Origin of the sequence: Polaribacter sp. R2A056_3_33 (assembly GCF_019278485.1) — a bacterium.
In the GTDB taxonomy this organism is placed as follows: Bacteria; Bacteroidota; Bacteroidia; order Flavobacteriales; family Flavobacteriaceae; genus Polaribacter.
Window position 1 is genome coordinate 319,947 of the sequence record NZ_CP058984.1, and the last position, 25,904, is coordinate 345,850.

The following is a 25,904-nucleotide window of genomic DNA, read 5'->3' on the forward strand; positions in this document are numbered from 1 at the left end:
ATTATTTATATTAACAAATAGTGAAACAGTTTTGATTTTACCATCCTGGGTTTTGTGGGAATCCTTCGTACAATTCCGTATCATTCTGAGGAAATGGTAACCAATAATGTTTTTCATCAAAAACTTTAGTACGTATTATTTCTTCTCTAAAATTGATTGGTTTTCCAGCTGCATTTCTGTCAAAACGAATACCTGTTTTCAAACGGTATTTCATATCTGTACCCAATTTCCAACGTCTTACATCCATCCAGCGGTGGTTTTCGTAACTCATTTCTACGGCTCTTTCTCTACGGATCTCATCCATAAATTTGTTTACACTGGTTAAATTCTGTGGCTTAACATTTAAACTTCCGTCAGGAACGGCACGTTCACGTATTGCATTAATAGCGTCTACTGCCGACATATTGAATCCAGGTGCTTTTCCGTCTAAGCCATAAGCCATTACAGCTGCCTCTGCATACATAAGGTAGATATCGGTAAGCCTTACATGAGATCTCCATCCAAATGCTTCTACATTATCGAACTTATTGAAATTTCTTGGAGACCATTTTTTCATTCCATACCCTGTTAAGGAACCAGTATTCTGGTTAGGATTACGGTGTGCTCCATCATTATATAATTGGGCATATCGGTGTACTTCATCAGCGCCAGTTGCGGCTCCTATGTTATCAATTAACTGATCACCATCAACAACAATCCATTTGTTAAAACGGGGATCTCTATTTTTCCAAGGATCCTGAGGATCGTACAAAGGACTATCGTCACATGACAAACCATCCTTCATACCAAAATAATTATGGATATAATTATGGGTAGGAGCTGCACCTGTATCACCAGAACTCATTGCAACATCTGTTAACTGCCATATAGACGGTAAATACTTAGGATACCAACCTACGTTTCCTGGTTGACTTAAAATAAACTCAGAAGAATAAGGATACTGTCCGTTCTCAGAATAGAACACAGAACCATAATTATCCCAAGGCACCAGATGATATCTAGGCATTTGTATTACCTGAGCTAATGCTTCGGCAGCTTTCATACTCAATTCCTTATTATATCCGTAGGTATCATTACTACCTTGCATTAATGGGCTAGCTGCATATAAAAGATTCTTTCCTTTCATAGCCATGGCCGCACCTTTGGTAATACGGAACATATTCTGTCCTCTAGTCTTAGCGCCAGGAGCCCAACTTGTATCGTCCCAATCTACAGGAAGCAATGCAATGGCTTTATCAAAATCTGCATCTATTTTTAATGCCGTTTCAGACCATTCTGCAGGTCTTGGCAACTGCCAATCATCCTCTAAAACCCTATCTATATATGGTATAGACCCCCAGAATTTCATAATTTCATGATGAAAAAACGCTCTAAAGAAATAGGATTGTCCCATAATTGCATCCCTTTCTTGTTGTGTAGCATCTACCATTAAGGTCTCTGCATTTTCAATAGCTATGTTTGCTTTTCGTATACCTTGCCAGCTACTTACCCAAACAGAACTTCTATCAAAAGGATAATCTGAATTAGTATCCTTTGGATTACCGTTACCCGAACCTTGGTTAATCATAAAGATACCTCTTAGATTTGCCCATTGACCGTATTCCCCCTGATCTATACTAAAATCGAACATCCAAGTACGGTTATTCACAGATTCTTCACCATAATAGCCGTAATACTGCCAGAAAGCTCCGGCATAATCAACCATCATAGCATACATTTCTTCTACCCAACCTTGAGAATTGTCAAAATCTTGAAAAACTTCATTGATGCTTAGGTCGGTTTCAATTGTTTTATCTAAATATTCTTCACAGGAAACTGTAAGTGTTCCTATCAAAAATAAGCAGCATATTATTTTAAATATTTTTTTCATTGTTATCGCTCTTAAAAGTTAATATTTACCCCTAGGTTAATTCTCCTAAACGAAGGATAGCTACCTCTAAAGTTACCATCTTCATTGCTCAATCTATCATCCGGAAGCTTCGACCAGAAAGCCAAATTGTTTCCGTTTATAAACACCCTATAATTGCTACCTCCCTCAGAATCAAAAGTGTATGCAAACTCCATGTTTTGTAATTTTATAAAAGATGCATCATACCATTGTCTATAAGAATCTGTACTGTGTTGTGTGTTATTAAATCCACTAAGAACGTGTTCTCCATCAGGATTATCTTTGCTCCAATAGTCAGAAAGAAAATCAAAGTACAAATGAGATTCTGCAACAAATGTTCTGTCTTGATATGACTTGGTCGCATTGTTAACTCCATAAAACTGAACACTAAAACTAAATTTCTTGTAGTTAGCCCCTAAGGATAAGTTAAAAGTATTTAGAGGACGTTCTGTATACCCAAAAGGTACTTGATCATAATCTGTACTTACAAACCCATCCATGTTCCAATCCTGTTCATCATAGAAACCTGGTCTACGAGCACTTTGGTTACTTTCTCGAGGATATGAGCCATATACATCATCCCAATTCTCCAATAAATCTCCTCTTATTAATTCACGTGGTTGCCCTATAGAAAAACCAGCCTCTTTTTGATACGAAGGTCTAAGTTCTGGATCTTCCTTATAAATTATCTCATCCTTGGTATAGGTGTAAGCTAAATTTGCATTAACACTCAAATTATCCGTAAGATCTTGTCTATAATTAAGAACCAACTCCAAACCTTTTACAGATGTTTTTCCTAGGTTGGCATCTGGCGGTTGAAAACCAAAAAAGCTAGGAACACTTCGGTCATTAGCAGGGATCACAATATTATCACGATCTTCCTTAAAGAAATCTACGTCTAAAGTGAACATATTGTTTAGTGCAGCTAATTCAAAACCAATATTTGCTTTCGTTGAGGTCTCCCATTGCAAATTTGGGTTTCCGATTGTAGTTTCTTTATAAAATGTATAAGGAGATTTACTCCATTTATCACTGTTGTTTAAATAAGCGCTTCCTCCACTACCCCATTGAGAGACATAACCCCATCTACCACCAGAAGAATCATCACCTACTACACCGTAAGAACCACGAATCTTAAGCTTGTTTAACCAACTTTTTGTTCCGCTCATAAAATTTTCATTAGTTACCATCCAGCCAAGTGCTACAGAAGGAAAGAGATCGAACCTAAAACCTGGCCCATATTTCTCTGATCCGTTATAAGCTCCGTTGACATCAATAAAGTAACGGCTATCATAGTTATAGGTAGCTCGGGCAACCCAATCTTCTCTATATCTTGGAAACATATTTCCAATAGCATACTCCTCTCTGTTCATTAAAGCCAACAGACCTACGGTATGTTTCTCTCCAAAAACACGATCATAATTGAAAGAAAGCTGATAAAACAAACGTCTACTAGAATTATTATCATTAATATTCAAACCATTTCTAGACCATGGCTGAACCACATAATCAAATTGATTTTCACCTGGAGGCGTTACATAATAAAAGCTTCCATCATCATTATAAATCTTAAAAACCACATTATCATCTGCATCAACTTTAGGGTCATTAATCCCCTCATTACCTCTAAAATTGTTATCAAAGGAGAACGAACCTCTAAAACTTAAACCTTCTGCAATAAAGTCTAATTTTTGTTGTAAGACAAAATCCGTATTTACCTGTACCCTATGTTCATTGACATCACTTCTTGCTGTTAAAGAAACTGCTGGATTAAGGACATCGTATCTATTAGGATCTGCACGCCCGTAAGTACCATCAGGATACAAAGGATAAAACAAGTCTGGCGACAATTCGTAAATACTGTTATTAAGTAATGATCTATCAACACTTGTACCTCCCTGAACACCATAATACCCAGAAAGATTTACGGAAAGACGGGTAGATTTTGTTATATCAAAATCTATATTACTTCTAAAATTAAAACGATTGTAAGAAAAATCGGTAGTATAACCTCTTCCTGTATCAAAGGCGTTTGCATCATAAATATCCCCTACGTGGTTATAGTTAATAGCTCCGAAATATTTTACAGTCTCGGTACCACCTCTAACAGAAAGATCTACCTTATAATCCATAGCAAAATCCTTTTGAGTTGTGTCTATCCAATCTACATTGGGATACACATACTTATCTGTATCATTAATTGGGTTTCTATATCTATCTGCAATTGACTCAGGCACATAAAACGTCCAAGCTCCTTCATTAGCAGGTACAGAACGCTCAATAGACTCATTGGCAACCTTTATACCGTTATAAGAATCGTATTTCCCTGGTAATTTCGATGGCTTTTTCAAGGTAGAACTAGCTGTTAAAGAAAGTTGTGCCTTACCAATTTTACCACGTTTAGTAGTGATAAGGATAACCCCATTGGCTCCTTTTACACCAAATACAGCCGTAGCCGAAGCATCTTTTAATACAGAGATACTCTCTACATCATTGGCATTAACATCATTCATACTACGCTCAATACCATCTACCAAAATAAGTGGCTGTCCACTTCCATTCCAACTACTCTTTCCACGAATAAAAATATCAGGAGACTCTTCTCCTGGACGCCCCGTAGAAGAAACAGTGGTAACACCTGGCAAACGCCCTGTAAGCGCTTGTCCTACCGTAGATACTCCACCAGACTCCATCAATTTCTCTCCTGTAACTTGTACAATAGAACCTACAACACTTTCTTTCTTTTGTTTACCGTAACCGACAATTACAATTTCACCTAGACTAGCTACATCTTCTACAAGTTCTACACTAATTGTTGCACTACCTGTTACAGGTATTTCTAAAGTTTTAAATCCTAGATAAGAAAACACTAACGTTTTGGTACCCAAAGTTAATTCAATAGAATAGTTTCCATCAAAATCTGTTGTTGTTCCCCTAGTCGTACCTTTTTGCACCACACTTACACCTGGTAAAGTCAGTCCATTTACATCCGTAACAACACCCGTAACATTTTCCTGTGCTTGCACATTAACAGCTGTAAAACTGCAGAAAACAAGTGCGAGTAACAACATAAATCCCGAAACTGGTTTCTCGTTTTTTAGTTTTTGCTTCATTTTTTGTTTTAAATTTTAATTATAATATAAACTGACTCAAAGTAAGAATACAATCAAAATCCATCATTGTAACATTACCAACACCTTGTTGTAGTATATTGGCACCGGTTACAGACAGATCCGCTTCTGTTTCAGTTACTAAACCTTTAACGGTAATATTTTGTTGAGAATTCTCATTGGCCCATATAGTAAAATGGGACATAAAAATGAGTAATACAAAAAGCCGCATTTTCCTACATAAATTAAAACAGAAAATGAGCTGTTTTGTATAAAGTTTTTGTTTTTCCATACATTTAAATCTTTTTTAATCACTTATGTCTATAAGTTTTGGTTGATATTTATTTTAACTAGCCAAAATCATTCGTAGAGTTTCTACTTATCATGGCTTAAATCTAACTAATACATCATTTCATTGTTTTTACTTCATAAATGTTAAATTAATTGCCCTTTATAAAAGCACTGTTATATATTTAGTTTTGTAGGTTGCTGAGTTACTCCTCAATGTTAAAGAAATCTTAAATAAATAAATATTTGAAATAAAGCATATACTATAACTAATATTGCATTAATTGTAATTAATTGCGATACAGAACATACTGACTAATTAAACCTACCGCTCTTTCTTTTGTTGATAAAGATTGATTTTGAAATTTAAATTCAGCTTCTTTTTTACTACAAGAAAAAACAAGAAATAACCAAATAATAAAAGCACCTTTAGGTTTTAGTTTTTTGATATTTGTTTTAGTTTTATTCAAGGTCATTAATTAAATATTAAAACTAGTAACAGTATTAAAATACCTACGATTACTATTTCTATAATGATATTTCTTATGGGATATTTTTTCTGCATAATTAACTCATACTACTCTCCAAATATAGAAAGTTGATGTACTTTTGAGTAAAAGAAAGAATGCATGCTATGTTAATTTTGGCTCTTTTTGAGGTAAAATAGCACAAAAACACTATCTATATTAGCTTTTAGTAGCTAATTTTACATTTAAGAAATAAAAAGGAAAGAGTTATTGTTTTTCTTTGATAACAACCTCCGTTGGAAGCATTCCAAAATGTGCTTTAAAACATTTTGTAAAATAAGACGCAGAAGAGAAACCAACTTTAAAACCAACCTCGCTTATAAATGCAGAACCTGTTTCTAATATTTGATATGCTCTTTCTAATCTAATTCTTCGTAACAGTTCGTTTGGAGTTTGCCCTGTTAAAGATTTTATTTTTCTGTATGATTGACTTTTACTTAAGTTCAATTCATTGGCTAATTCTTCTACACTTAAACTAGAATTGCTAATATTTTCACCTATGTATGCCAAAACTTTATTAATAAATTCTTTGTCTATAGAGGTAGCATTTGTGTTCTCTTTTGCACCACTCACTTCACTAAAGTATTTATCAAAAATTAATTTTCTACTGGTAATTAATTGAGACAGTCTTAACGTGAGCAAACGCATATCGAATGGTTTGGTCATATAGGCATCAGAGCCATGTTCTATTCCTTCAATACGATCATCAATTCTTGCTTTAGCAGTAAGCATTAATAAAGGAATATGACTTGTTTTAATATCTGTTTTAATACGTCTACAAAATTCAAATCCATCCATTTCTGGCATAATAACATCTGTTAAAATAACATCTGGAAAAGATTTTTCTGCAATTTTTAACCCTTCTAAACCATTATTTGCTAATAAAACTTTGTAGGTTTTACTTAATTCTGTTTTTAAATAATTTCTTAACTCAGTATTATCTTCTACCACTAAAATAGTATACTTTTTAGAGGTTGTTTTTTCAATCTCTTCTTGCTCTTCTGATCCCAAAATTTTATTTTCTGGGATAAAGTTTATTTCTTTTTTAGGAAGATCTGACTCCGCTTTAAAACTCTTAATTTCATCTTTAGTAAAATGCTCTTTTCCTTTTGGTAAAATTATTCTAAAGGTAGTTCCTTCATCTATTTTACTAGTTACTTCTATTTTACCTTTATGTAAATTAACAAAACTACTAACTACTTCTAGCCCGATACCCGTTCCGCCATAGTAAGTTTTATTAAGACTTTCTACTTGATAAAATCTTTCAAATATTTTATCAACCTGATCCTCTTCTAACCCTTTTCCTGTATCTGATATTACAATCTCTACTACTTTTACTGCTTTGGTTGATGAAATAAGTGGTAATATATAGTCTTCATCATTGTCTATTAAATTTACATTGATCACCCCATTATCTGGAGTCACTTTCATTGCATTAGATAAAATATTGAAGATAATTTTTTCGAGCATATTTTGATCTGCCCATGTTTTTATCAACGACATTTCTGTATCTAAAGTCAAGAATATATTTCTATTTGAAGCTTCTTCTTTAAAGAACAGCACAATATTCTTGGTAAAATCTACCAAATTTAATTCTGATGCTCTCACTCTTACCTTATCAAATTCTAACTTTCTTAAATCCATTAGCTCATTTATAAGCCTAAATAATCTATCAGAATTTCTATAAATAGTGCTGTGTTTAGATTTAACTTTTTCTGGTAAATTTAAAGTTTTATCCCTCATCATATCCTTCAAAGGATTTAATATCAACGTTAAAGGAGTTCTAAATTCGTGAGAAATATTTGTAAAAAACTGTAATTTATTTTTATTTAGAATCTCTTGTTGAATTCTTTGAGTTCTTTCGTTTTTAATGAGTTCTTTTTCTTTTATTCTACTTCTTGTTATTTTATTTAAAAGTAAAACTCCAAATCCAAAAAGTAGCACATAAGTAGCCAACGCCAAGTTAGATTTCCACCAAGGTGGTAAAATTGTTATTTTTAATTCTAATGGTTTTTCATTCCAAAGACCATCATTATTTGCCGCTTTTAACTTAAAAACATAGTCTCCGTAATCTAAATTGGTATAAGTAGCACTTCTTTGATTGCCTACATAATTCCAAGATTTTTCTAAACCTTCTAAATAATAAGCATATTTATTTTTCTCTGGTCTGGTGTAGTTAATCCCTGTATATTGTATGGTAAACACAGACTGCTCATGATTAAACTCTATACTAGATGTTTCTGTAATGGTTTTAGTAAGTGGCGAGTTTTCTTCATTAGGAATCACGTCCTTGTTAAAGATTTTTAAACCCGTTAAATAAAGAGAAGGTACACTAGAATTTGTACTTAAGTCTTTTGGGTTAAAAAAGTCTACTCCTTTATAATTTCCAAAATAAAGTTTTCCTTCGTCGTCTCTTAATACTGCATTAAAATTAAAATCATCAGATAATAAACCATCGTTTGTGGTGTAATTAACAACTTCACTTGTTTTTAAATCTAGCTTTGTAATTCCAGCATTTCCACTCACCCAAATATCACCTTTTTTATCTTCGATGATACTTGCAATGTTTTCTTCATTTAATCCAGAAAACTTATTAAACCATTTAAATTCGTCTTTAGTTTTATCATACCTACATAATCCAGCACCTCTTGTACCAATCCAAAGGTAATTATCGGTACTTTGATATAAAGATAATATGTGCGTTGAACTTCTTTGGTTATTGTTTGACTTAGCCAATTGGTTAACAAAAGATTTTACACTTAGTACACCTTGGTTATTATTTATTTTAAAGAGTCCAATAGTTGTTCCTAACCAAATTGAACCATCATTATCTACTAATATTTTTCTAACGTCGCTTGTAGGTATACCATGTTTTGCAAATTCATGCGAATTATGATACGTTAAAACATGTGTTTTTGGATTAAAACTATAAACACCTGTGTAAAAAGTACCTATCCAAATAACACCATCTTTATCTTCTGCAAAACTTAAGATAGCGTTAGAAAAAAGTTTTCCATTTGAACTTTTGATATTAATATTTGTAATATTTTTAAATCCATCTTTTAAAACGTAAATTCCATTATCCCAACTACCTGCCCAAATATTCTTTTTACTATCAATAAAAATAGTTTGAATGTGATTACTAGTAAGCCCCGAATATGCTTTATCATTAGCTTTATTAATATGGTCTACTTTAGATGTTTTAATATCAAAAACATCAATACCACCACCATCCATAGTAATCCATAATTTATCATGAGCATCTCTTACAATACCTGTAACAGATCCTATCTGCAAAGAATTTGGATTATTTTCTAAACTCTCTATGTTATCGAACTTATCAAATAAATGATCACTAACTACAACTCCATTATTGTAATACCCCATCCATACCCTCTTACTTTTATCAACAAATAATGACCAAATTGAATTTGAACGGATACTATTTTTGTCTTTTTTATTATAGAGGTAGTTTTTTATTAAAGCACCATTAGAATCCATGTGAAAAAGACCGTCATTTTCTGAACCAAACAGAAAGGTTTTATCGGCTAATTCTACTAAAGATAAGATGCGTTTTTCAGTTATCGGAAATTGCGAGAAATCAACAATATTATCATCTTTAAATTGATACTTAAAAACACCTTTGGTGTAGCTTCCTACCCATAAATTATTGTCATTATCTACCAATAAAGTTTGAATAGGTATCGCGAAATTTAAAATACTGGAATCCTCTATTTTTTTAGGTTTTAAAATTGTTGAGTTTAGAGTATCTAACTTTCTTAATCCTAAACTTGTACCCAAAAATATAGTACCGTTTTTAATCTTTTGTATACTATTTATAGCTGGCCTACTATTATCTTTACAAGCTATTCTTTGTATTTTATTCGTTTTTAAATTAAGCTTAAATAAACCATTTAACCTTGTACCAATGTAAAGGTTACCTCTAGATTCTAGAATACTTAAAACAGATATATTAGCATTATCTAATAACCCAACAGATATTTTTTTAAACTGATCTAAATCTCTATCATAAAGATTTAAACCATCTTCTGTACCAACCCAAAGGTTATTATCTTTATCTAAATAGGAAGAAAACACCAAATTACTACTTATAGAGGTTGCATCTTCTTGCATAAACTTGTAAGAAGTGTAATCAAGACCATCAAATTTATACAAACCAGATCCATTTGTTCCTATCCAAATAAAACCGTAATTGTCTTGTATAATCGTATAAATACCAACTTTAGAGATACCTTCTTTTATTGTTTCAAAATTAAAATTTTGCGTTTTATTTTGTGCCTCTATATGTACACAGAAAAATGTACATAAAGACAAAATAAAAGTAATACCCCATTTAAGTTGCATAATATTGAATTTTAATTAGGACTAAATTTACTGTTTTTTGTTAGAATAAAACGATCCATTTTAAAACCATCTTCTCTCATAGAAAAAGACAACACGTATTCTCCTGATTTATCAAAGTTTAAGTAAATTGTTTTTTCTGTACCACAATGATTATCTGTCATTCTTTGTGCAGAAGACCAAGTCCATTCATTTTTACCATCGCACCATTGCATTCTTGCGCCGCTTTCTTGCCAATTTTCATTAAAACCAACATGTACTCCATTATCTTCTGTACCGGTAGAAAGTGCGTTCACCCAAATATAGTATTTTCCGGGATTATTTATTTTTATTTTATAAGAAATCACACCTCCTGTACCCGAAACCGGAAAGAAATTTTCACCTAAAATAAGTGTATCATCATGTGTAACCCTTGTATCTGGTAATGCTTGGATATAACTGTTTTTATTAGCAGAATTACTATAGTTTTCTCCGCTTATTTTATCATCCAAAGATCTTACAACCCAATTTCTCTTTGTGCTGTAGTTATTTTTATAATGATAATTTTCAGCTTCAATTTCTAACATTCCGTCTTTTTCTTCAAAAGATTTTGTGTCTGCTAGTATTTTTAGCAACGAATAATCTTTAGGAGTAAAAGTAATAGAATTCCATCTTCCTCTAGACCAAGCTGTTTCCTTTCCTTCTGGAATTAAACCATTGGTAACTGCCTTAGAGGTTATTTCTAGGATATCATTTTCATGTAAAAAGACATTCTCAATTTGGTGTCTAACATTTTTAAAATCTTCAGAAACTCTAGGGTTTTTAATAGTATCTAAAGCAGTACCATTAATTTTAATTACATATTCAGATTCCCCATCATTTTCTGCGGTAGTTACAAAAGTAAAATTATAAATACCTGTAACTCCTTTAAATTTAGCAATTGCCGTTGCAAATTTGTCTCTATTATTTTCTTCTGATGCTTCAATTGCCAATACGTTGTTTGGAAAATCTTTGTAATATTCTAAACCATCATTTTTTAATAGCTCAAAATCTTGAATCGCATTTAAACTGATAATTTTTTGCTCATTTTCATTCGGACTTTCTTTTTCATTTTTGATTGCTATAATCAGTGCAACCCAATCTTTATCTTTATTTGGTGGAAAACCAATTGATTTTTCACTTCCACCTGTAATTTTTTTAATAGAACCGTTTACTAGTTTTCCGCCAGTTCTTGGATTGTACCATTTAACTGTGTACTTTTTGGGTGCACCAAATAAATTGATTTTAGTTTCTTTTACCTCTGGTAAATAAATAGCATACGTTTTATCATTTTCTACAAAAACATAATCATTTGGATTATCTGTTAAGCCATCTGCAGATTGCATTTTATCGAAAGATAAGTACTTATTAAAAAATTCTAATGCGTGTTTTGTTTGGTTCCAAACGTTTTCTCTTGATCTCCAATCTTCACAGTTTAAATCATTGTGCACATATTTATACCCAAAATACCACTCTACTCCGGCACCACCAGCCATTAAATTTCCCCATAAAACTTTATGTCTTATATTATCGTGATCAGGATCATCTGCATCTGGTTTTGCTCCTATTTCAGCAGGCCCGATTTCATCTTGTGTAACAATCCATTTTTTTCTGGTTAATTGAGATTCATTAACCCATTTTTTAGTGATATTATGAATTGAATCTGGACTATTTGTTTGCATAGAAGAACCGTCTAAAAACTCATAGCCTAACAAAGGCTCTAAATACAAATCTTGCTCTTTTGGAATAGAATGTGTGTGTAAAGCCACAAAATTCTGATAAGGATCATGTGTTTTAATATACTTTGACATCGCTTTTCTATCAGTATCATTTTGCCCTTTAGGAGACCAATGTACAGGCCCATTTTCTTCACCTAAATTCCAGGTAATTGCTAAATGATGTGCAAATCTTGCAATTAATTCTCGGTAATATAATTTACGTTGCGTTTTTAACTCACCAATATCTAATAACAATTCGTTTTCTGTTTCTTGAGTAACAATATGCAACATCAAACCTAAATAATCCATATGATCAAAGACAATTTCCCATTGATCTAATTTACTTGTATCAAAACGAGTTCTGTCATTTTTAGTAGTCCAAGGCCAAACATCATCTCCATCTCCCTGTACATTCATTGTTAAAAAATAAACAGAGTTCATTCCTTTAGATGCCAAATAATTTAATGCTCCAATAATGTTTTTCCCTTTTCCGTTTTGCCAAGTTGGATCACCTTCTTTCCAATCCTTAAAATGTGGTTGATACTTATGAGTTGCTGGAGTTTCATCAAACTCATAATACGCCAAAAAGTTTTCTGGACTATCTGCACCACCTTTTAAAAATGGTTTGTTAGATTCTGAATAATACAAATAACGTTCGTCTTTGTAAATTAATCGTCCATTGGTTCTATCTGCACTCTCTTTTATTACAAAACTTCCGGTTTCGTTATCGAAACCAACAGATTCCCCTGCTTTTTCATCATCATTTATAGCAATTTCATTTCCTTTTTTAAAAGAAGCTTCATAAGTCCATTTTCCTATTTTATTAGGCATAAAACGCACTTGCCAAACAGTTCCTTTTTTAGAACTTGTTTCTGCAGAATTTCCATCCGCAGCAAAAAAACCAGGAATTGTGATTTCTTCATCTCCGTTTTTAAAAGTTACATTTAATCTATAATTTAAGAAAGGATTGTCTTCATCGTTTTCGCTAAATTCTTTATAATCAAAATGAATGGTTACTTTGTTCCATTTTTCTAATTTTCCTTCGATTTTTCCTTGAGAAAATAAAGTAAAATTAAAAATGAACATTAAAAAATAGAGTACAATACTTCTTTTATTTATTGACATAAACTAAAAATTAAATTTTGAATTGAGAGAACTTAATCAACAATCTCGCCCCAAGGGTACGAGGTATGCTTCAGAAACATGTTATTTTATTTCGAGGCAAGCTTCAGGGAATTAAACCCTTGGCTATCGCCCTGCGATTAAAAGAATAAAAATACGTTTAAACTAAATTTATGGATAACAAAAAACGTGCATGAAATGTTATAGATTAAGCATATGATACTAATAACTTATAATTTACGAGGTTTATCCTAAAAACATTATTGCATAAAAAAAAGGTAAACTCTACATAGAATTTACCTTTTTTCCTTCTTCATAACAATGCTCACAGCATTAATTCCCCTTTTTATAATCTTCTAAAAACTTTGCCAAACCACTATCTGTTAATGGGTGATTTAATAAACCTGTAATTGAAGACAATGGTCCTGTCATTACATCAGATCCTAATTTAGCACAGTTAATAACATGCATTGTATTTCTTACAGATGCAGATAAAATTTGTGTTTTAAAACTATAATTATCATAGATCTGTCTAATTTCTTTAATCAAATGTAAGCCATCTGTAGAAATATCATCTAAACGCCCTAAAAAAGGAGACACATACGTTGCTCCTGCTTTTGCAGCTAATAATGCTTGTCCTGCAGAAAAAACTAACGTTACGTTTGTTTTAATTCCTTTATCAGAAAAATATTTACATGCTTTTACACCATCTGCAATCATAGGTAATTTTACCACAATTTGTGGATGTAAAGCAGCTAATTCTTCTCCTTGTTTTATCATTCCATCATAATCTGTAGCAATAACTTCTGCAGAAACATCTCCTTCTACAATGTCACAGATCTTTTTATAATGATTTAAAATATTCTCTGCCCCTGTAATTCCTTCTTTTGCCATTAAAGATGGATTTGTTGTTACTCCATCTAAAACTCCTAAAGCTTCTGCTTCTGCAATATCATTTAAATTTGCTGTATCTATAAAAAATTTCATACTTTTAATTTTATACTGTTTTTAAATATTCTAATACTTGTTGGCTTACTTTTTCGCCTGTAAATCCAAATTTATCATCTAAGATTGTTGCTGGTGCAGAATATCCAAAATGATCCAATCCGAACACTTTACCTGCATCACCAACCAAACCTTCTAAGTTTACTGGTAAACCTGCAGTTAAGCCGAATAATGGTTTATTTTTAGGTATAACACTTTGTTGATACTCCTTAGATTGTAACCTAAACACTCCTTCAGAAATTACAGAAGCAATATTTACTTTCAATCCGTTTTTTGCTTCTAAAATTTCTGCTGCAGCCACTAATGTTGCAACTTCAGAACCGTTTGCTACTAAAACAACATCTGGGTTTGCTACTTCTTTTACCAAATAACCACCTTTTTCTGCTGCTAAAGCTTCTTTATATCTTGATGATGCTCCTTTGGTTGGTAAATCTTTAATGCCTTGTCTAGATAAAATTAAACCTGTTGGTGTATTTTTATTTTCTAAAGCCATTTTCCAAGCAACACTTGTTTCTGCAGAATCTGCAGGACGTAAAGCCATGAAACTCGGATTTCCACTGTGGTTTTTCAATTTTTCTAACAAACGAATTTGTGCTTCTTGCTCTACAGGTTGATGTGTTGGTCCGTCTTCTCCAACTCTAAATGCATCATGAGTCCACACATATTTCACTCCCAATTCTTGAATTCCGCTTAAACGAATCGCTGGTTTCATATAATCTGAAAATACAAAGAAAGTTGCTACTACAGGAATAATTCCACCATGTAAAGCAATTCCGTTTGCAATACAAGACATAGTTAATTCTGCAACACCTGCTTGTAAAAATGATCCACTAAAATCTCCTTTTTTAAGCGCGTGTGTTTTCTTTAAAAATCCGTCTGTTTTATCAGAATTTGATAAATCTGCAGAAGAAACAATCATGTTTTCTACATTCTCAGCTAAATACCCTAAAACTCCAGAAGAAGCTGCTCTTGTTGCCAATCCTGCTTTATGTTCTATTCCTTCGAAATCTAATTCTGGTAATTCTCCTGATAAGAAGAAATCTAATTTTGTCGCTAATTCAGGATTTGCTTCTCTCCAAATAGAAATATCTACTTTCTTACTTTTAGCTTCTTCAATTTTTCTTTCTAATAATTCTTTATAAAAAACACTTACATCACCATAAATATCAAAAGGACTTTCAGGGTTTGCACCTAAATTTAATAAGGTTTTTGCATAATCTGCTCCTGTTGCTCCAATAGGCTGACCGTGTAATTCACATTCACCTTCAAAAATTGAATCATCTGCAGAAACACATCCTTTACCCATGATGGTTTTACCAATAATTAAGGTTGGTTTTTCTGTTTCGGCATTTGCGTCTTTTAACGCTTTTCTTATTTCATCATGGTTATGACCATCAATAGTTACTACTTTCCAACCCCAAGCTTCATACTTCATGGCTGTATCTTCAGAAGTAACTTCATCTGTTGATGTAGATAATTGAATATCATTAGAATCGTAGAACATAATAAAATTGTTCAACCCTAAATGACCTGCAATTCTTCCTGCTCCTTGAGATATTTCTTCTTGCACTCCACCATCAGAAATAAAACCATATACCTTATGATCCATCCAGTTACCAAAACGAGCTTTTAAGAATTTTGCTGCAATAGCTGCACCAACTCCCATAGTATGCCCCTGACCTAAAGGTCCAGATGTGTTTTCGATACCTCTTGCAACATCAACTTCTGGATGCCCAGGAGTAATTGAACCCCATTGTCTAAAATTAGCAACATCTTCCTTTTTATAATTTCCTAAAAGATAGTATTGCGCATACATTAAAGTTGATAAATGACCAGCATCCATAAAAAAACGATCTCTGAATGCCCAAGTCATATCTGACGGATCGAAATTAAAGAATTCTGAATATAGAATGTGCATAAAATCTGCACCTCCCATTGGTCCTCCAGGATGCCCAGAGTTTGCTTTTTCTACCATTGCAACCGCTAAAGCTCTAATATTGTCAGCCGATTGTTGGTCTATTTTTGTATTCATTTTTTTAAATTTATAAATTAACCCAATTGAGAAATAATAGCTTCAATTAGGATTTTTTTTTTAATTATTTCTTTTTCCAAAGACTTTCCATTTCTTCTAATGTTTTACCCTTTGTTTCCGGAACATATTTCATAATAAATAACATTGCCAGAACACTCATAATACCATATACCCAATACGCAAAACCATGGTTAAATAGCCCTGTTAAGTATGAATTATCATTCATCATTGGGAATGTTAAAGACACTAAATAGTTAGATATCCATTGTGCTGCAACCGCAATTGCCAAAGCTTTTCCTCTAATTTTATTAGGAAAAATCTCTGCTAACAGAACCCAAGTTACAGGCCCCCAACTCATAGCAAAACTTGCCACATACAACATCATACAAAACAATGCAAAATAGCCTGTTGCTCCTACATAAAACACAAAACCTAAGCTTACCATAGCTACTGCCATACCTGCTGCTCCAATAATCATTAACGGTTTTCTACCATATTTATCTACTGTTTTTACAGCAACAATAGTAAATAAGAAGTTTACAACACCTACAATAATGGTCATTAACAAGGCACTATCTGTACCTGATGAAATGGTTTTGAAAATTTCTGGTGCGTAGTACAATACCACATTAATCCCTACAAATTGTTGAAAAATAGAAAGTAAAACTCCAATGATAATTACCAACCAACCAAAAGACAAGATATGGCCTGAAGTTTTTTCGTTCATAGAAGCTTCTATTTCTGTCAAAACTCTATTTCCTTCTTCTTCTCCATTTACTTTTACTAAAACTTCTAACGCTTCTTCTGGTTTGTTTCGCAACATTAAAGAACGAGGTGTATCTGGCACAAAGAATAAAAGTCCTAAAAACAAGCCTGCAGGTATTACTTCTGATGCAAACATCCATCTCCAGCCAACAGAGTTTAACCAAGTATCTGAACCTCCACTTCTAGAAATAAAATAGTTTACAAAATAAACTACCATAAAGCCACCAACAATGGCTAATTGATTAAAAGAAACCAACTTACCTCTACTTTTTGCAGGTGCAATTTCTGCTATGTATAGTGGTGATAACATAGATGCTAACCCAACTCCAATACCTCCAATAATTCTATACACAATAAATATGGTTGAATATGTATGGTCTAACTCACCTAAAGTACCAATAAACATTTCTGGCATTGCAGAACCTAAAGCTGAAATTAAAAACAAAATTGCGGCTAAGATTAACCCTTTTTTTCTTCCTAATTTTTTACTGACTACCCCTCCAAAAACACCACCAATAATGCAACCTATTAATGCACTTGACACTAAAAACCCTTTAAAAGCACTTGCAGCTGTTTCTGATAATCCTTTTGGAATTACAAAAAAACTATCTAGAGAACCTACAGTTCCTGAAATTACACCGGTATCATAACCAAATAGTAATCCGCCTAAAGTGGCTACTAATGTTAACTTAATAAGATACCCTGAATTTGTTGATTTCCCCATAGTTTTCTAGAAGTTAGTTTGTGTGTCTTTTTTATAACTAAGTTTTATTAAAAGACCTTTCAAAATTAAATTTTGAAAGGTCTCTTCGTTTTATATATGTTGATTGATAATATTCTCAAACAACTCTTGTTTACCACTTTGTAATGTTAATTCCCCATTTTCTTGCGCAATGTTGTATAGGTCTTTTAATTCTAATTTCCCTGCTTCAAAATCCTTTCCTTTTCCTGCATCAAAAGAACTATATCTTTTTTCTCTTAAAGAATTATAAGAAGAAGAAGAAGTCATAATTTTATCTGCAGTAATTAATGCTCTTGCAAATGTATCTGCTCCACCAATATGTGCGTGAAAAACATCGTCCATATCCGTAGAATTTCTTCTGATTTTTGCATCAAAATTAACTCCACCTCCTTGTAAACCTCCTGCTTCTAAGAAAACTAACATTGCTTCTGTAACTTCTTGTATGTTGTTTGGAAACTGATCTGTATCCCAACCATTTTGGTAATCTCCTCTGTTTGCATCTATACTTCCTAACATGCCTGCTTTGGCAGCAACAGCCATTTCGTGCTGCATAGTGTGTTGTGCTAAAGTTGCGTGGTTAACCTCAATATTCATTTTAAAATCTTTGTCTAAACCATATTCTTTTAAGAATCCGATTGCAGTTGCAGAATCAAAGTCATATTGATGTTTCATTGGCTCCATTGGTTTAGGCTCAATAAAGAAAGATCCTTTAAAACCTTGTGCTCTAGCATAATCTCTTGCCATGGTTAAAAACTGCCCCATGTGGTCTAACTCACGTCCCATATCTGTGTTTAATAAAGACATGTAACCTTCTCTACCTCCCCAAAAAACATAATTCTCTCCACCTAATTTAATAGTAGCATCTAAAGCCAATTTAACCTGACCTCCTGCTCTGGCAACTACATCAAAATCTGGATTTGTAGAAGCTCCGTTCATGTAACGTGGATTAGAAAAACAGTTGGCTGTTCCCCATAATAATTTTACACCACTTTCTGCTTGTTTCCCTTTTATGTAATCTGTAATGGCATTTAATCTTGCTTCAGATTCTGCAAAGGTTGCCCCTTCTTGAATTAAATCGTAATCGTGAAAACAGAAATAATCAAAACCTATTTTGTTGATAAATTCAAAAGCGGCATCTGCTTTGTCTTTTGCTGCTTGTACTACGTCTGTAGATTTATCCCAACCAAAATTTTGTGTTCCTGGACCAAAAGGATCTCCTCCTTGACCACAGAATGTATGCCAATAAGCGATTGAGAATTTAAACCATTCTTTCATCTTTTTACCTGCTACTACTTGTTCTGGGTTGTAGTATTTAAAAGCCATTGGATTGCCTGACTCTTTACCTTCGAATTGAATTTTGTTGATTCCTTTAAAATATTCTTTATTTGCCATCTTTAAATGTTGTTTAATTGTTTATTTGTATAATTTTTTTATTGAGCTGTATTGCGTTAGGGATTGAAATGACATCCTTTTTGCTTTTTTGCAAAAAGATATAATGTAAAGCCCGACCTTTTTAGGGAACGCCCTAAATTTTATTATTTTATTGATTTTTTAAAACAAGTTCTAATTCTTTTTTCCAGTTGTTATAAGCCTCTAAATAAGGCTTTTGGTCTTTAAAAGGCATAAAAGTCATAACATGGTCATTGTCCATAATTACTTTTCCGAAAGCTTCGAAATCGCCTTTGTGTAAATTTGCTGCTCTTGCCGCACCAATAGCTCCGGTTGTATTATAGATTTCAATTTCTTGCTCTATTAAGGTTGCTACCGTGTTTGCAAATATTTCTGAACGGAATAAATTGTCGTTTCCTGCTCTAATAACGCTAGGCTTAATTCCGTCTGATTTCATGATTTCCATACCGTACACAAATGAAAAAGCAATACCTTCTAAGGCAGCTCTACACATATGCCCTTTGTGATGGTTATTTAGGTTCATATTTACAATTCGGGTACCAATTTCTTTATTGTTTAGCATACGCTCTGCTCCGTTACCAAAAGGAATTAAGCAAACGCCATCTGAACCTACAGGAATTTCTGATGCTAAAATATTCATCTCTTCATAAGAGTCTACAGCTAGATTATTTAACAGCCAACGGTACTGAATTCCGGCTCCGTTGATATTTAAAAGTTTCCCGATTATTGGATTGGATTTTGTATAATTTACGTGTGCAAAATTATTTACACGAGTGCTTTCTTTTCCTGATAAACTTTCTGTAACTGCATATACAACACCAGATGTACCACCTGTTGCAGCAACTTCGCCTGGATTAAATACATTTAATGACAATGCATTATTTGGTTGATCTCCTGCTCTATAAAAAATTGGAGTCCCAGCAGCGATTCCGCTTTCTGCTTCTCCTTTTTCATCTACTAAAGATTGAATACCAAAGGTGTCTACGATATCTGGTACCAAATTTTTATTGATACCATAATGTGTTAAAAGAAAATCTGCAATTGTGTTTTCTTTGAAATCCCAAAAAATACCTTCTGATAAACCAGAAATAGTGGTATTTATTTTGTTTGAAAATTTATAAGCTACATAATCTCCAGGCAACATAAATTTATGAATCTGACTGTAGATATCTGGTTCATTTTCTTGTACCCATTTTAATTTAGATGCGGTAAAATTTGCTGGTGAGTTTAATAAATGTGAAGCACATTTTTCTTCGCCAATCTTATTAAAAGCATTGTTTCCTATTGCAACGGCTCTACTATCGCACCAAATAATACTTTTACGAAGTGGATTTCCTTTTTTATCTACTAAAACCAAACCGTGCATTTGATACGAAATACCAATCCCTTTAATTTGAGTTCTACTTATATTGTATTCTTTTTTTAGCTTTGTAATTGCATTGCAAATATGCATCCACCAGTCGTTTGGTTTTTGTTCTGCCCAACCATTTTTTTGAGCAAACATCCCCATTTCTTCTTTAGGTTCTTGTACAACTCCTAAACTCTTTCCCGTTTCTACTTCTACCAAAGCCGCTTTTATAGAAGAACTCCCAATATCTAATCCTAAATAATACAAACCTTATTGTTTTAAGTTAAAAAAAATGGCCTAATACCGTTTATAATTCTTAAGCCTTTTATCGAGTAATAAAATTACTTTTAAACCCATTAAAGCAATAACAAAAAACGTGCATGATGTATTATAGAATAAGCAAATTACCCTATTAATAAAGAGAAATTTTAGATTACCAATTACAAAAGACAGTAAGTAGATTAAAAAATTAGAAAAACTAAAACTATTATTTATATAAAGTTTACAATCTTTATAATTCAGTTTTTTTTTAGATTTTATTTGCTTTGCTCTTTTATTTCATTCCTTTCAATAAAAAATACTTTTTGCTTTTTCTTTAATAAATCTAGAATATCTTTTAGTTATTCTTTTGAATTTGAATAAAACCAAAAACAGCGACTTAATTACGACATGACCTTATGTATACCATTTTGAGAATGCGCTATTTTTCGATATCTACCTGATGAAATTGTTTTCTATTTTTTAGTTGATTCAAATAATAGTTAGCTATTAAAAAAAGTTTTCGTTTTTTTAATTTAAAACTTTACTTTTTATTGCTGTTACCTACTGATAGTTTAATTCTATCTCAGCATCAATTAATTTTTTATTGGCCTCAGACTTTTTATTTAAAATAAGTTAATTGCTATATAAAAAATCAGGGTGAGACTTTTTAACAGCACAATTTTTATTATCCCTGTCAATTTGTTTTATATATTGACCAATAAAAATAAAAGTAGCTTTTCTATCCTTTATAATCCTGAGTGGAATAGGATATAATTTTTGAGAATTTACTTTTTTTATTAAAACTGCTTTAATTGAAAACTCTTTGTTAAATTTATTAAACTAAAGACACAAAATTCAGGTACAACATAGGTACAACATTTGCTGATATTATATGAAACCATTTAATATCAGAAAAAACTAAAACACTAATAAACAATTAATTACCAATACATTTAATTTATTTTGATATCTATTTTTTAGAATTCATAACCCTGAGGTCACGGGTTCAAATCCCGTTCTCGCTACAAACTTAATGTTAATTAAATCAACGAATTGTGTCTCATAATTCGTTTTTTTATGTCTACATTTTTCTTACTTTTACAAAGAGTACACGATAAAGTACACGATTGCACTATGAAATTGAATTATTCAGAGCCAAAAAATATTCACTGGAGGAGCTGATATTGGAGCTTGGTCTAAACTGTCAAAAAAAGATAAAAAAGAAGCATTATCCAAAAGTTGGTATGTCTATTATTCAATTAGAGATCCAATTACAGGAAAACTAAAAAGGCAGACTAATATAAAAGCTGGAGTCAACCTTTATAAGGATAAAAGAAGTAGAATACACATCTTAACTCAATTAAAAGAAAGTTTACAATATGTTTTATCAAAAGGCTTCAATCCTTATGAAGATAATAGTTCTTTAGCTGAATTTATCGAAAATCATCTTTCTCCTGAAAAAAGCGAAGTCAACAATACACCAACACAAAAGGAAACTCCAGTGTATCTTGAAAAAAAGGCTGTACAAGAAACACCGATCCTCTACCCCATTAACACTTCTTTTGACTTAGACTTAGCATTAGACACCAAATCCAAGGTTCTAAATAGGATTTCATATCAAAATTTTAAAAATAGAATTGAACGATTTAAAAAATGGCTCAATGAAGAAGACTATGACCTCTATGAAGATATTTTAACTATAAATAAGAAACTTGTAATACAATATTTAAACTGTATCTGATTTATTGTTAGCTTTAACCTACTGTCCAAATTATTTATCAAAGCTTTCAATTCCCGTCTGAAGCCATGAATGATAATCTTCTGGATTAGACATATAACCAACAGGAGGTAATAAATTTTCTTCGTTGTGATCCATCAATACATAAAACGGCTGTGAATTGGCTTTATACCTAATGGTTTGTAATTCACTCCATTTCTGACCAATATACTTTAACTGTTTACCTGGTTTTAGTTTAGACTCCGTAACTTCATTTGCTTCTAATGGGCGCTTATCATCTACATATAATGAGATTAAAACGACCTCATTTTTAAGAATGTTTAAAACTTTTGGGTTTGGCCAAACGTTTTGTTCCATTTTTCGACAATTTACACATGCCCAACCTGTAAAATCTATCATAACAGGTTTGCCTATTTTTTTAGCGTAAGCTAAACCTTTATCATAATCATTAAAGGCTAAAATATCATGAGGAGCTAATAAATGTGCACCATCTGGTAAACCTTCATTAACACTTAAAACTGAAGATGTCCCCATTCTAGAATACCCAACACCGTATGACGACTCACTATATTCTAGTGGTGGAGGGAAAGCACTTATTAAATTTAATGGAGCTCCCCAAAGTCCAGGTATCATATAAATAGTAAATGATAAAACAACTAACCCTAAACTTAATCTCCCTATGGAAATATGAGGTAATGGTGAATCATGTGGCAGTTGTATTTTTCCGAATAAATAAAATGCTAAAGTTCCAAAAATTGTAATCCAAATAGCTAAAAACACTTCACGTTCTAGTAAATGAGCTTGTAAAACTAAATCGGCCTGTGATAAAAACTTGAAAGCTAATGCTAATTCTAAAAAACCTAGAAAAACTTTAACAGTGTTTAACCAACCTCCTGATTTGGGCAAAGAATTTAACCAACCCGGAAAAGCAGCAAAAAGGGCAAAGGGTAAGGCAATAGCTAATGAAAACCCAAACATACCTACCACTGGCGCTACCCCACCTTTAGAAGCTGCTTCAACTAATAAAGTTCCAACAATGGGACCTGTACAAGAAAATGATACAATAGCTAAAGCCAATGCCATAAAGAAAATACCAATAAAGCCTCCCCGATCAGCTTGTGAATCGACTTTATTAGCCCATGAATTTGGTAACATAATTTCGAATGCTCCTAAAAAAGACACTGCAAAAATGACCAATAATAAAAAGAAAAAAATATTAAACCAAACATTAGTAGCTAGCGCATTTAACGCATCTGCACCAAAAATTCCAGTTACAGCGATACCTAATAACAAATAGATAACAATGATACAAATACCATAAGTAACCGCATTTTTTATACCTGCTGCTTTGGTTTTACTTTGTTTAGTAAAAAAACTAACTGTCATCGGAATCATAGGAAACACACATGGTGTTAACAAAGCTGCTAAACCTGATAAAAAGGCTATAAAAAATATACCCCACAACCCTTGTCCTGATTCTTCGGGGATGTTTTTTGATAGAGATTTATATGAAATAACCTGTGCCTCTTTCTCGGACATACCTCGAAGACTGAATGTTAACTCAACCTCTGTAGGCGATAAACATCGAGTATCATCACACACCATAAACTCCACAAAACCATCAATAGTCGCAACTTCTTTTTCAACCGTAATTTTTTGTTTGAACGTTGCTGTTTTTTCGAAGAATTTAATCGTCATACCAAACACAGGATCGTCTACAGTGTGCCCTACTTCTTCAGAAGTATTTCCTAAAATTTTAAAAGCCCCTTCACTATCATCATAAATAAATGTGGTAGGTATGGGACCATCTTCTGGAACTGTTTGAGCATATAAATGCCACCCCTCTTCTATGGTCGCTTTTGACACTAAAATATACTCGGTATCTGATGTTTTTTCAACAGAAGTACTCCATGTTACGGGATCTAAAATTTGCGAATAACCTATGGTAAAAGTTAATAAAACGTATAAAAAAATTAGTTTTTTCATTTATAAAATCTATCTTAAACTATTTGATATTAAAAATTAAACCTTCTTCACTTGGAGGCAAACACCTAGTATCGTCACAAACCATAAACTCTACAGTGGCATAGACACTAAATGGCATTTTTTCTTTTATTAAAATGCGTTGCTTAAATAAAGCTTTGGTTTCAAAAAATTTAATTTCCATATTAAAAACAGGATCATTTATAGTTTCTCCTATCGCTTCCTTTGTATTTCCTTTTTTTAAATAATTGGGACTACTTTTAAATGAAAACGTAGTAGGTATTGGCCCTTCTTTAGGTACATATTGTGAATATAAATGCCAGTTCGTTTCTATGTCTGCTTCGGCTACTAATTCATATTCTTTATCTGATATTTTATTTACAGATGTAGACCATGTTAGAGGTTCTAAAATCTGAGCGTTACCAATAGCAAAAACTAATAACGTTAGTAATAATGTAAGTTTTTTCATATTTCTAAATTTATATTTTATTAAAGGGTTGTTATTTATTTAACAACCCTTTGTTAATCTCTATTTGTATTAGTTTACCGACTAATTAACTCAAATAATTTCTAGATAAATAATAATAGAAAGAGATTAATATAACCTTAAGACAAAGACGTAAATACCAAATAAAAGGCTGATACGTTTTATAATTAAGTATTAAAAGACCTTTAATTAATGTAGTTATTTAAGACACTAACTGGTACCACTTCTTTTATAACCATTTGTATGTCTCGATTTGTTTTAGACCCCATTGTATAATGAGAAGAAGTAGCACTTACAACACCTATTAATTGTCCGTAACTATTAACTACAGGCCCTCCACTTGCACCTGTACCAAAATCTGCAGTTATAGATATTTTAGGCATGTTTGTACGACCATTAAGATATTCTCTAGCCACTATACCTTTAGACATAAAAAAAGTTTTTTCAAAAGGATGTCCCATCATAAACACATCTTCTCCTATTAATTCTTTTTCTGCCAACTCCAAAGGTTTTAGTTTCTTTCCTTGCATATCTAACTGCAGAACAGCTATGTCATTTAATTTACTAGCAGACAAAACCTCAGCAACAGAATACACATTACCTTTATCATCAATTGCGAAAATAGCAGATGATTTTAAATTTCCTTTCACATCAATTACATGATAATTTGTAACGATTATACCATCTTCGTTTATAACAAACCCCGACGCATTACTTAAATGCATATTGGGACATCTCGTACATAAAAAAGAATCTCCTATATATAAAGTACGCTCCTTTAAATAATTATATATTTCGTTTCCTGTTTTTATTTTAGAATCACCACTTTTATACATAGACACTTTAAATTTCACTTCAGTTTTATTTTCCTTTTGTTTTTGTAAAACCTCAAAGGGCGTGTATGCATTTTCACTTAATAGTTCCTTTGCTTTTTCCATTGCGTTATTAAGGAACACCGAACTGTTTTCTGGTTTAGTAACCTTAACGGTATTACTATTCAAATGGAAATCATCATGTATATTATTAATCGATCCACAACTAACCAAGGCTAGTGCCATTAAAGCACCTGTTAAATAACTAATTCTCATAATTTATATCTT

The 25,904-nt window shown here is 32.3% G+C and carries 14 protein-coding genes; all 14 read right to left on the bottom strand.

Annotated elements, in window-relative coordinates; genetic code table 11:
• Nucleotides 1-37: 37 nt before the first annotated feature.
• The 14 genes from H0I29_RS01515 to H0I29_RS01580 all read right to left on the bottom strand — a co-directional run bounded on the left by H0I29_RS01515 (nucleotide 38) and on the right by H0I29_RS01580 (nucleotide 25,892).
• The gene (locus tag H0I29_RS01515; protein WP_218754183.1) at nucleotides 38-1,870 is read right to left on the bottom strand and encodes a RagB/SusD family nutrient uptake outer membrane protein; all 1,833 of its coding nucleotides are present in this window, start codon (nucleotides 1,868-1,870) and stop codon (nucleotides 38-40) included.
• A gap of 11 nt (nucleotides 1,871-1,881) precedes the next feature.
• On the bottom strand, nucleotides 1,882-5,001 hold the full coding sequence (locus H0I29_RS01520; protein WP_218754184.1) for a TonB-dependent receptor: 3,120 nt from the start codon (nucleotides 4,999-5,001) through the stop codon (nucleotides 1,882-1,884).
• 19 nt (nucleotides 5,002-5,020) lie between these two features.
• Nucleotides 5,021-5,203, bottom strand: coding sequence for a hypothetical protein (locus H0I29_RS01525; RefSeq protein ID WP_218754185.1), 183 nt, complete (start codon nucleotides 5,201-5,203; stop codon nucleotides 5,021-5,023).
• 817 nt (nucleotides 5,204-6,020) lie between these two features.
• Complete coding sequence (locus H0I29_RS01530; RefSeq protein ID WP_218754186.1) at nucleotides 6,021-10,178, bottom strand: two-component regulator propeller domain-containing protein; 4,158 nt, start codon at nucleotides 10,176-10,178, stop codon at nucleotides 6,021-6,023.
• 11 nt (nucleotides 10,179-10,189) lie between these two features.
• Nucleotides 10,190-13,036 (bottom strand): DUF5060 domain-containing protein, encoded by a 2,847-nt coding sequence (locus H0I29_RS01535; protein ID WP_218754187.1) that lies wholly within the window; start codon nucleotides 13,034-13,036, stop codon nucleotides 10,190-10,192.
• A gap of 330 nt (nucleotides 13,037-13,366) precedes the next feature.
• Nucleotides 13,367-14,020, bottom strand: a complete 654-nt coding sequence (gene fsa, locus H0I29_RS01540; RefSeq protein ID WP_218754188.1) for a fructose-6-phosphate aldolase — start codon at nucleotides 14,018-14,020, stop codon at nucleotides 13,367-13,369.
• A gap of 10 nt (nucleotides 14,021-14,030) precedes the next feature.
• Nucleotides 14,031-16,070 carry a transketolase gene (locus H0I29_RS01545; protein ID WP_218754189.1) on the bottom strand — a complete coding sequence of 680 codons (2,040 nt, stop codon included), beginning with the start codon at nucleotides 16,068-16,070 and terminating at the stop codon, nucleotides 14,031-14,033.
• Nucleotides 16,071-16,134: 64 nt separating this feature from the next.
• Nucleotides 16,135-17,559, bottom strand: coding sequence for a D-xylose transporter XylE (gene xylE / locus H0I29_RS01550; RefSeq protein ID WP_218754190.1), 1,425 nt, complete (start codon nucleotides 17,557-17,559; stop codon nucleotides 16,135-16,137).
• Between the two features lie 90 nt (nucleotides 17,560-17,649).
• Nucleotides 17,650-18,969 (bottom strand): xylose isomerase, encoded by a 1,320-nt coding sequence (xylA, locus tag H0I29_RS01555; RefSeq protein WP_218754191.1) that lies wholly within the window; start codon nucleotides 18,967-18,969, stop codon nucleotides 17,650-17,652.
• A 148-nt stretch (nucleotides 18,970-19,117) separates the two neighbouring features.
• Nucleotides 19,118-20,602 carry a xylulokinase gene (locus H0I29_RS01560; RefSeq protein WP_218731113.1) on the bottom strand — a complete coding sequence of 495 codons (1,485 nt, stop codon included), beginning with the start codon at nucleotides 20,600-20,602 and terminating at the stop codon, nucleotides 19,118-19,120.
• A 627-nt stretch (nucleotides 20,603-21,229) separates the two neighbouring features.
• Nucleotides 21,230-21,409, bottom strand: coding sequence for an Arm DNA-binding domain-containing protein (locus tag H0I29_RS18460; protein ID WP_218755170.1), 180 nt, complete (start codon nucleotides 21,407-21,409; stop codon nucleotides 21,230-21,232).
• A 958-nt stretch (nucleotides 21,410-22,367) separates the two neighbouring features.
• Nucleotides 22,368-24,320, bottom strand: coding sequence for a protein-disulfide reductase DsbD (locus tag H0I29_RS01570; protein ID WP_218754192.1), 1,953 nt, complete (start codon nucleotides 24,318-24,320; stop codon nucleotides 22,368-22,370).
• Between the two features lie 19 nt (nucleotides 24,321-24,339).
• Nucleotides 24,340-24,786 carry a protein-disulfide reductase DsbD domain-containing protein gene (locus H0I29_RS01575; RefSeq protein WP_218754193.1) on the bottom strand — a complete coding sequence of 149 codons (447 nt, stop codon included), beginning with the start codon at nucleotides 24,784-24,786 and terminating at the stop codon, nucleotides 24,340-24,342.
• Between the two features lie 203 nt (nucleotides 24,787-24,989).
• A complete protein-coding gene (locus H0I29_RS01580) occupies nucleotides 24,990-25,892 on the bottom strand; it encodes a serine protease (protein WP_218754194.1) in 903 nt (300 codons plus the stop codon).
• Between the last annotated feature and the right edge of the window lie 12 nt (nucleotides 25,893-25,904).

Bases quoted from the DNA above. Each gene is read 5' to 3' on its own strand.
- H0I29_RS01515 (WP_218754183.1), bottom strand. From the start codon at position 1,870: ATGAAAAAAATATTTAAAATAATATGCTGCTTATTTTTGATAGGAACA.
- H0I29_RS01520 (WP_218754184.1), bottom strand. From the start codon at position 5,001: ATGAAGCAAAAACTAAAAAACGAGAAACCAGTTTCGGGATTTATGTTG.
- H0I29_RS01525 (WP_218754185.1), bottom strand. From the start codon at position 5,203: ATGTCCCATTTTACTATATGGGCCAATGAGAATTCTCAACAAAATATT.
- H0I29_RS01530 (WP_218754186.1), bottom strand. From the start codon at position 10,178: ATGCAACTTAAATGGGGTATTACTTTTATTTTGTCTTTATGTACATTT.
- H0I29_RS01535 (WP_218754187.1), bottom strand. From the start codon at position 13,036: ATGTCAATAAATAAAAGAAGTATTGTACTCTATTTTTTAATGTTCATT.
- fsa (WP_218754188.1), bottom strand. From the start codon at position 14,020: ATGAAATTTTTTATAGATACAGCAAATTTAAATGATATTGCAGAAGCA.
- H0I29_RS01545 (WP_218754189.1), bottom strand. From the start codon at position 16,070: ATGAATACAAAAATAGACCAACAATCGGCTGACAATATTAGAGCTTTA.
- xylE (WP_218754190.1), bottom strand. From the start codon at position 17,559: ATGGGGAAATCAACAAATTCAGGGTATCTTATTAAGTTAACATTAGTA.
- xylA (WP_218754191.1), bottom strand. From the start codon at position 18,969: ATGGCAAATAAAGAATATTTTAAAGGAATCAACAAAATTCAATTCGAA.
- H0I29_RS01570 (WP_218754192.1), bottom strand. From the start codon at position 24,320: ATGAAAAAACTAATTTTTTTATACGTTTTATTAACTTTTACCATAGGT.
- H0I29_RS01575 (WP_218754193.1), bottom strand. From the start codon at position 24,786: ATGAAAAAACTTACATTATTACTAACGTTATTAGTTTTTGCTATTGGT.
- H0I29_RS01580 (WP_218754194.1), bottom strand. From the start codon at position 25,892: ATGAGAATTAGTTATTTAACAGGTGCTTTAATGGCACTAGCCTTGGTT.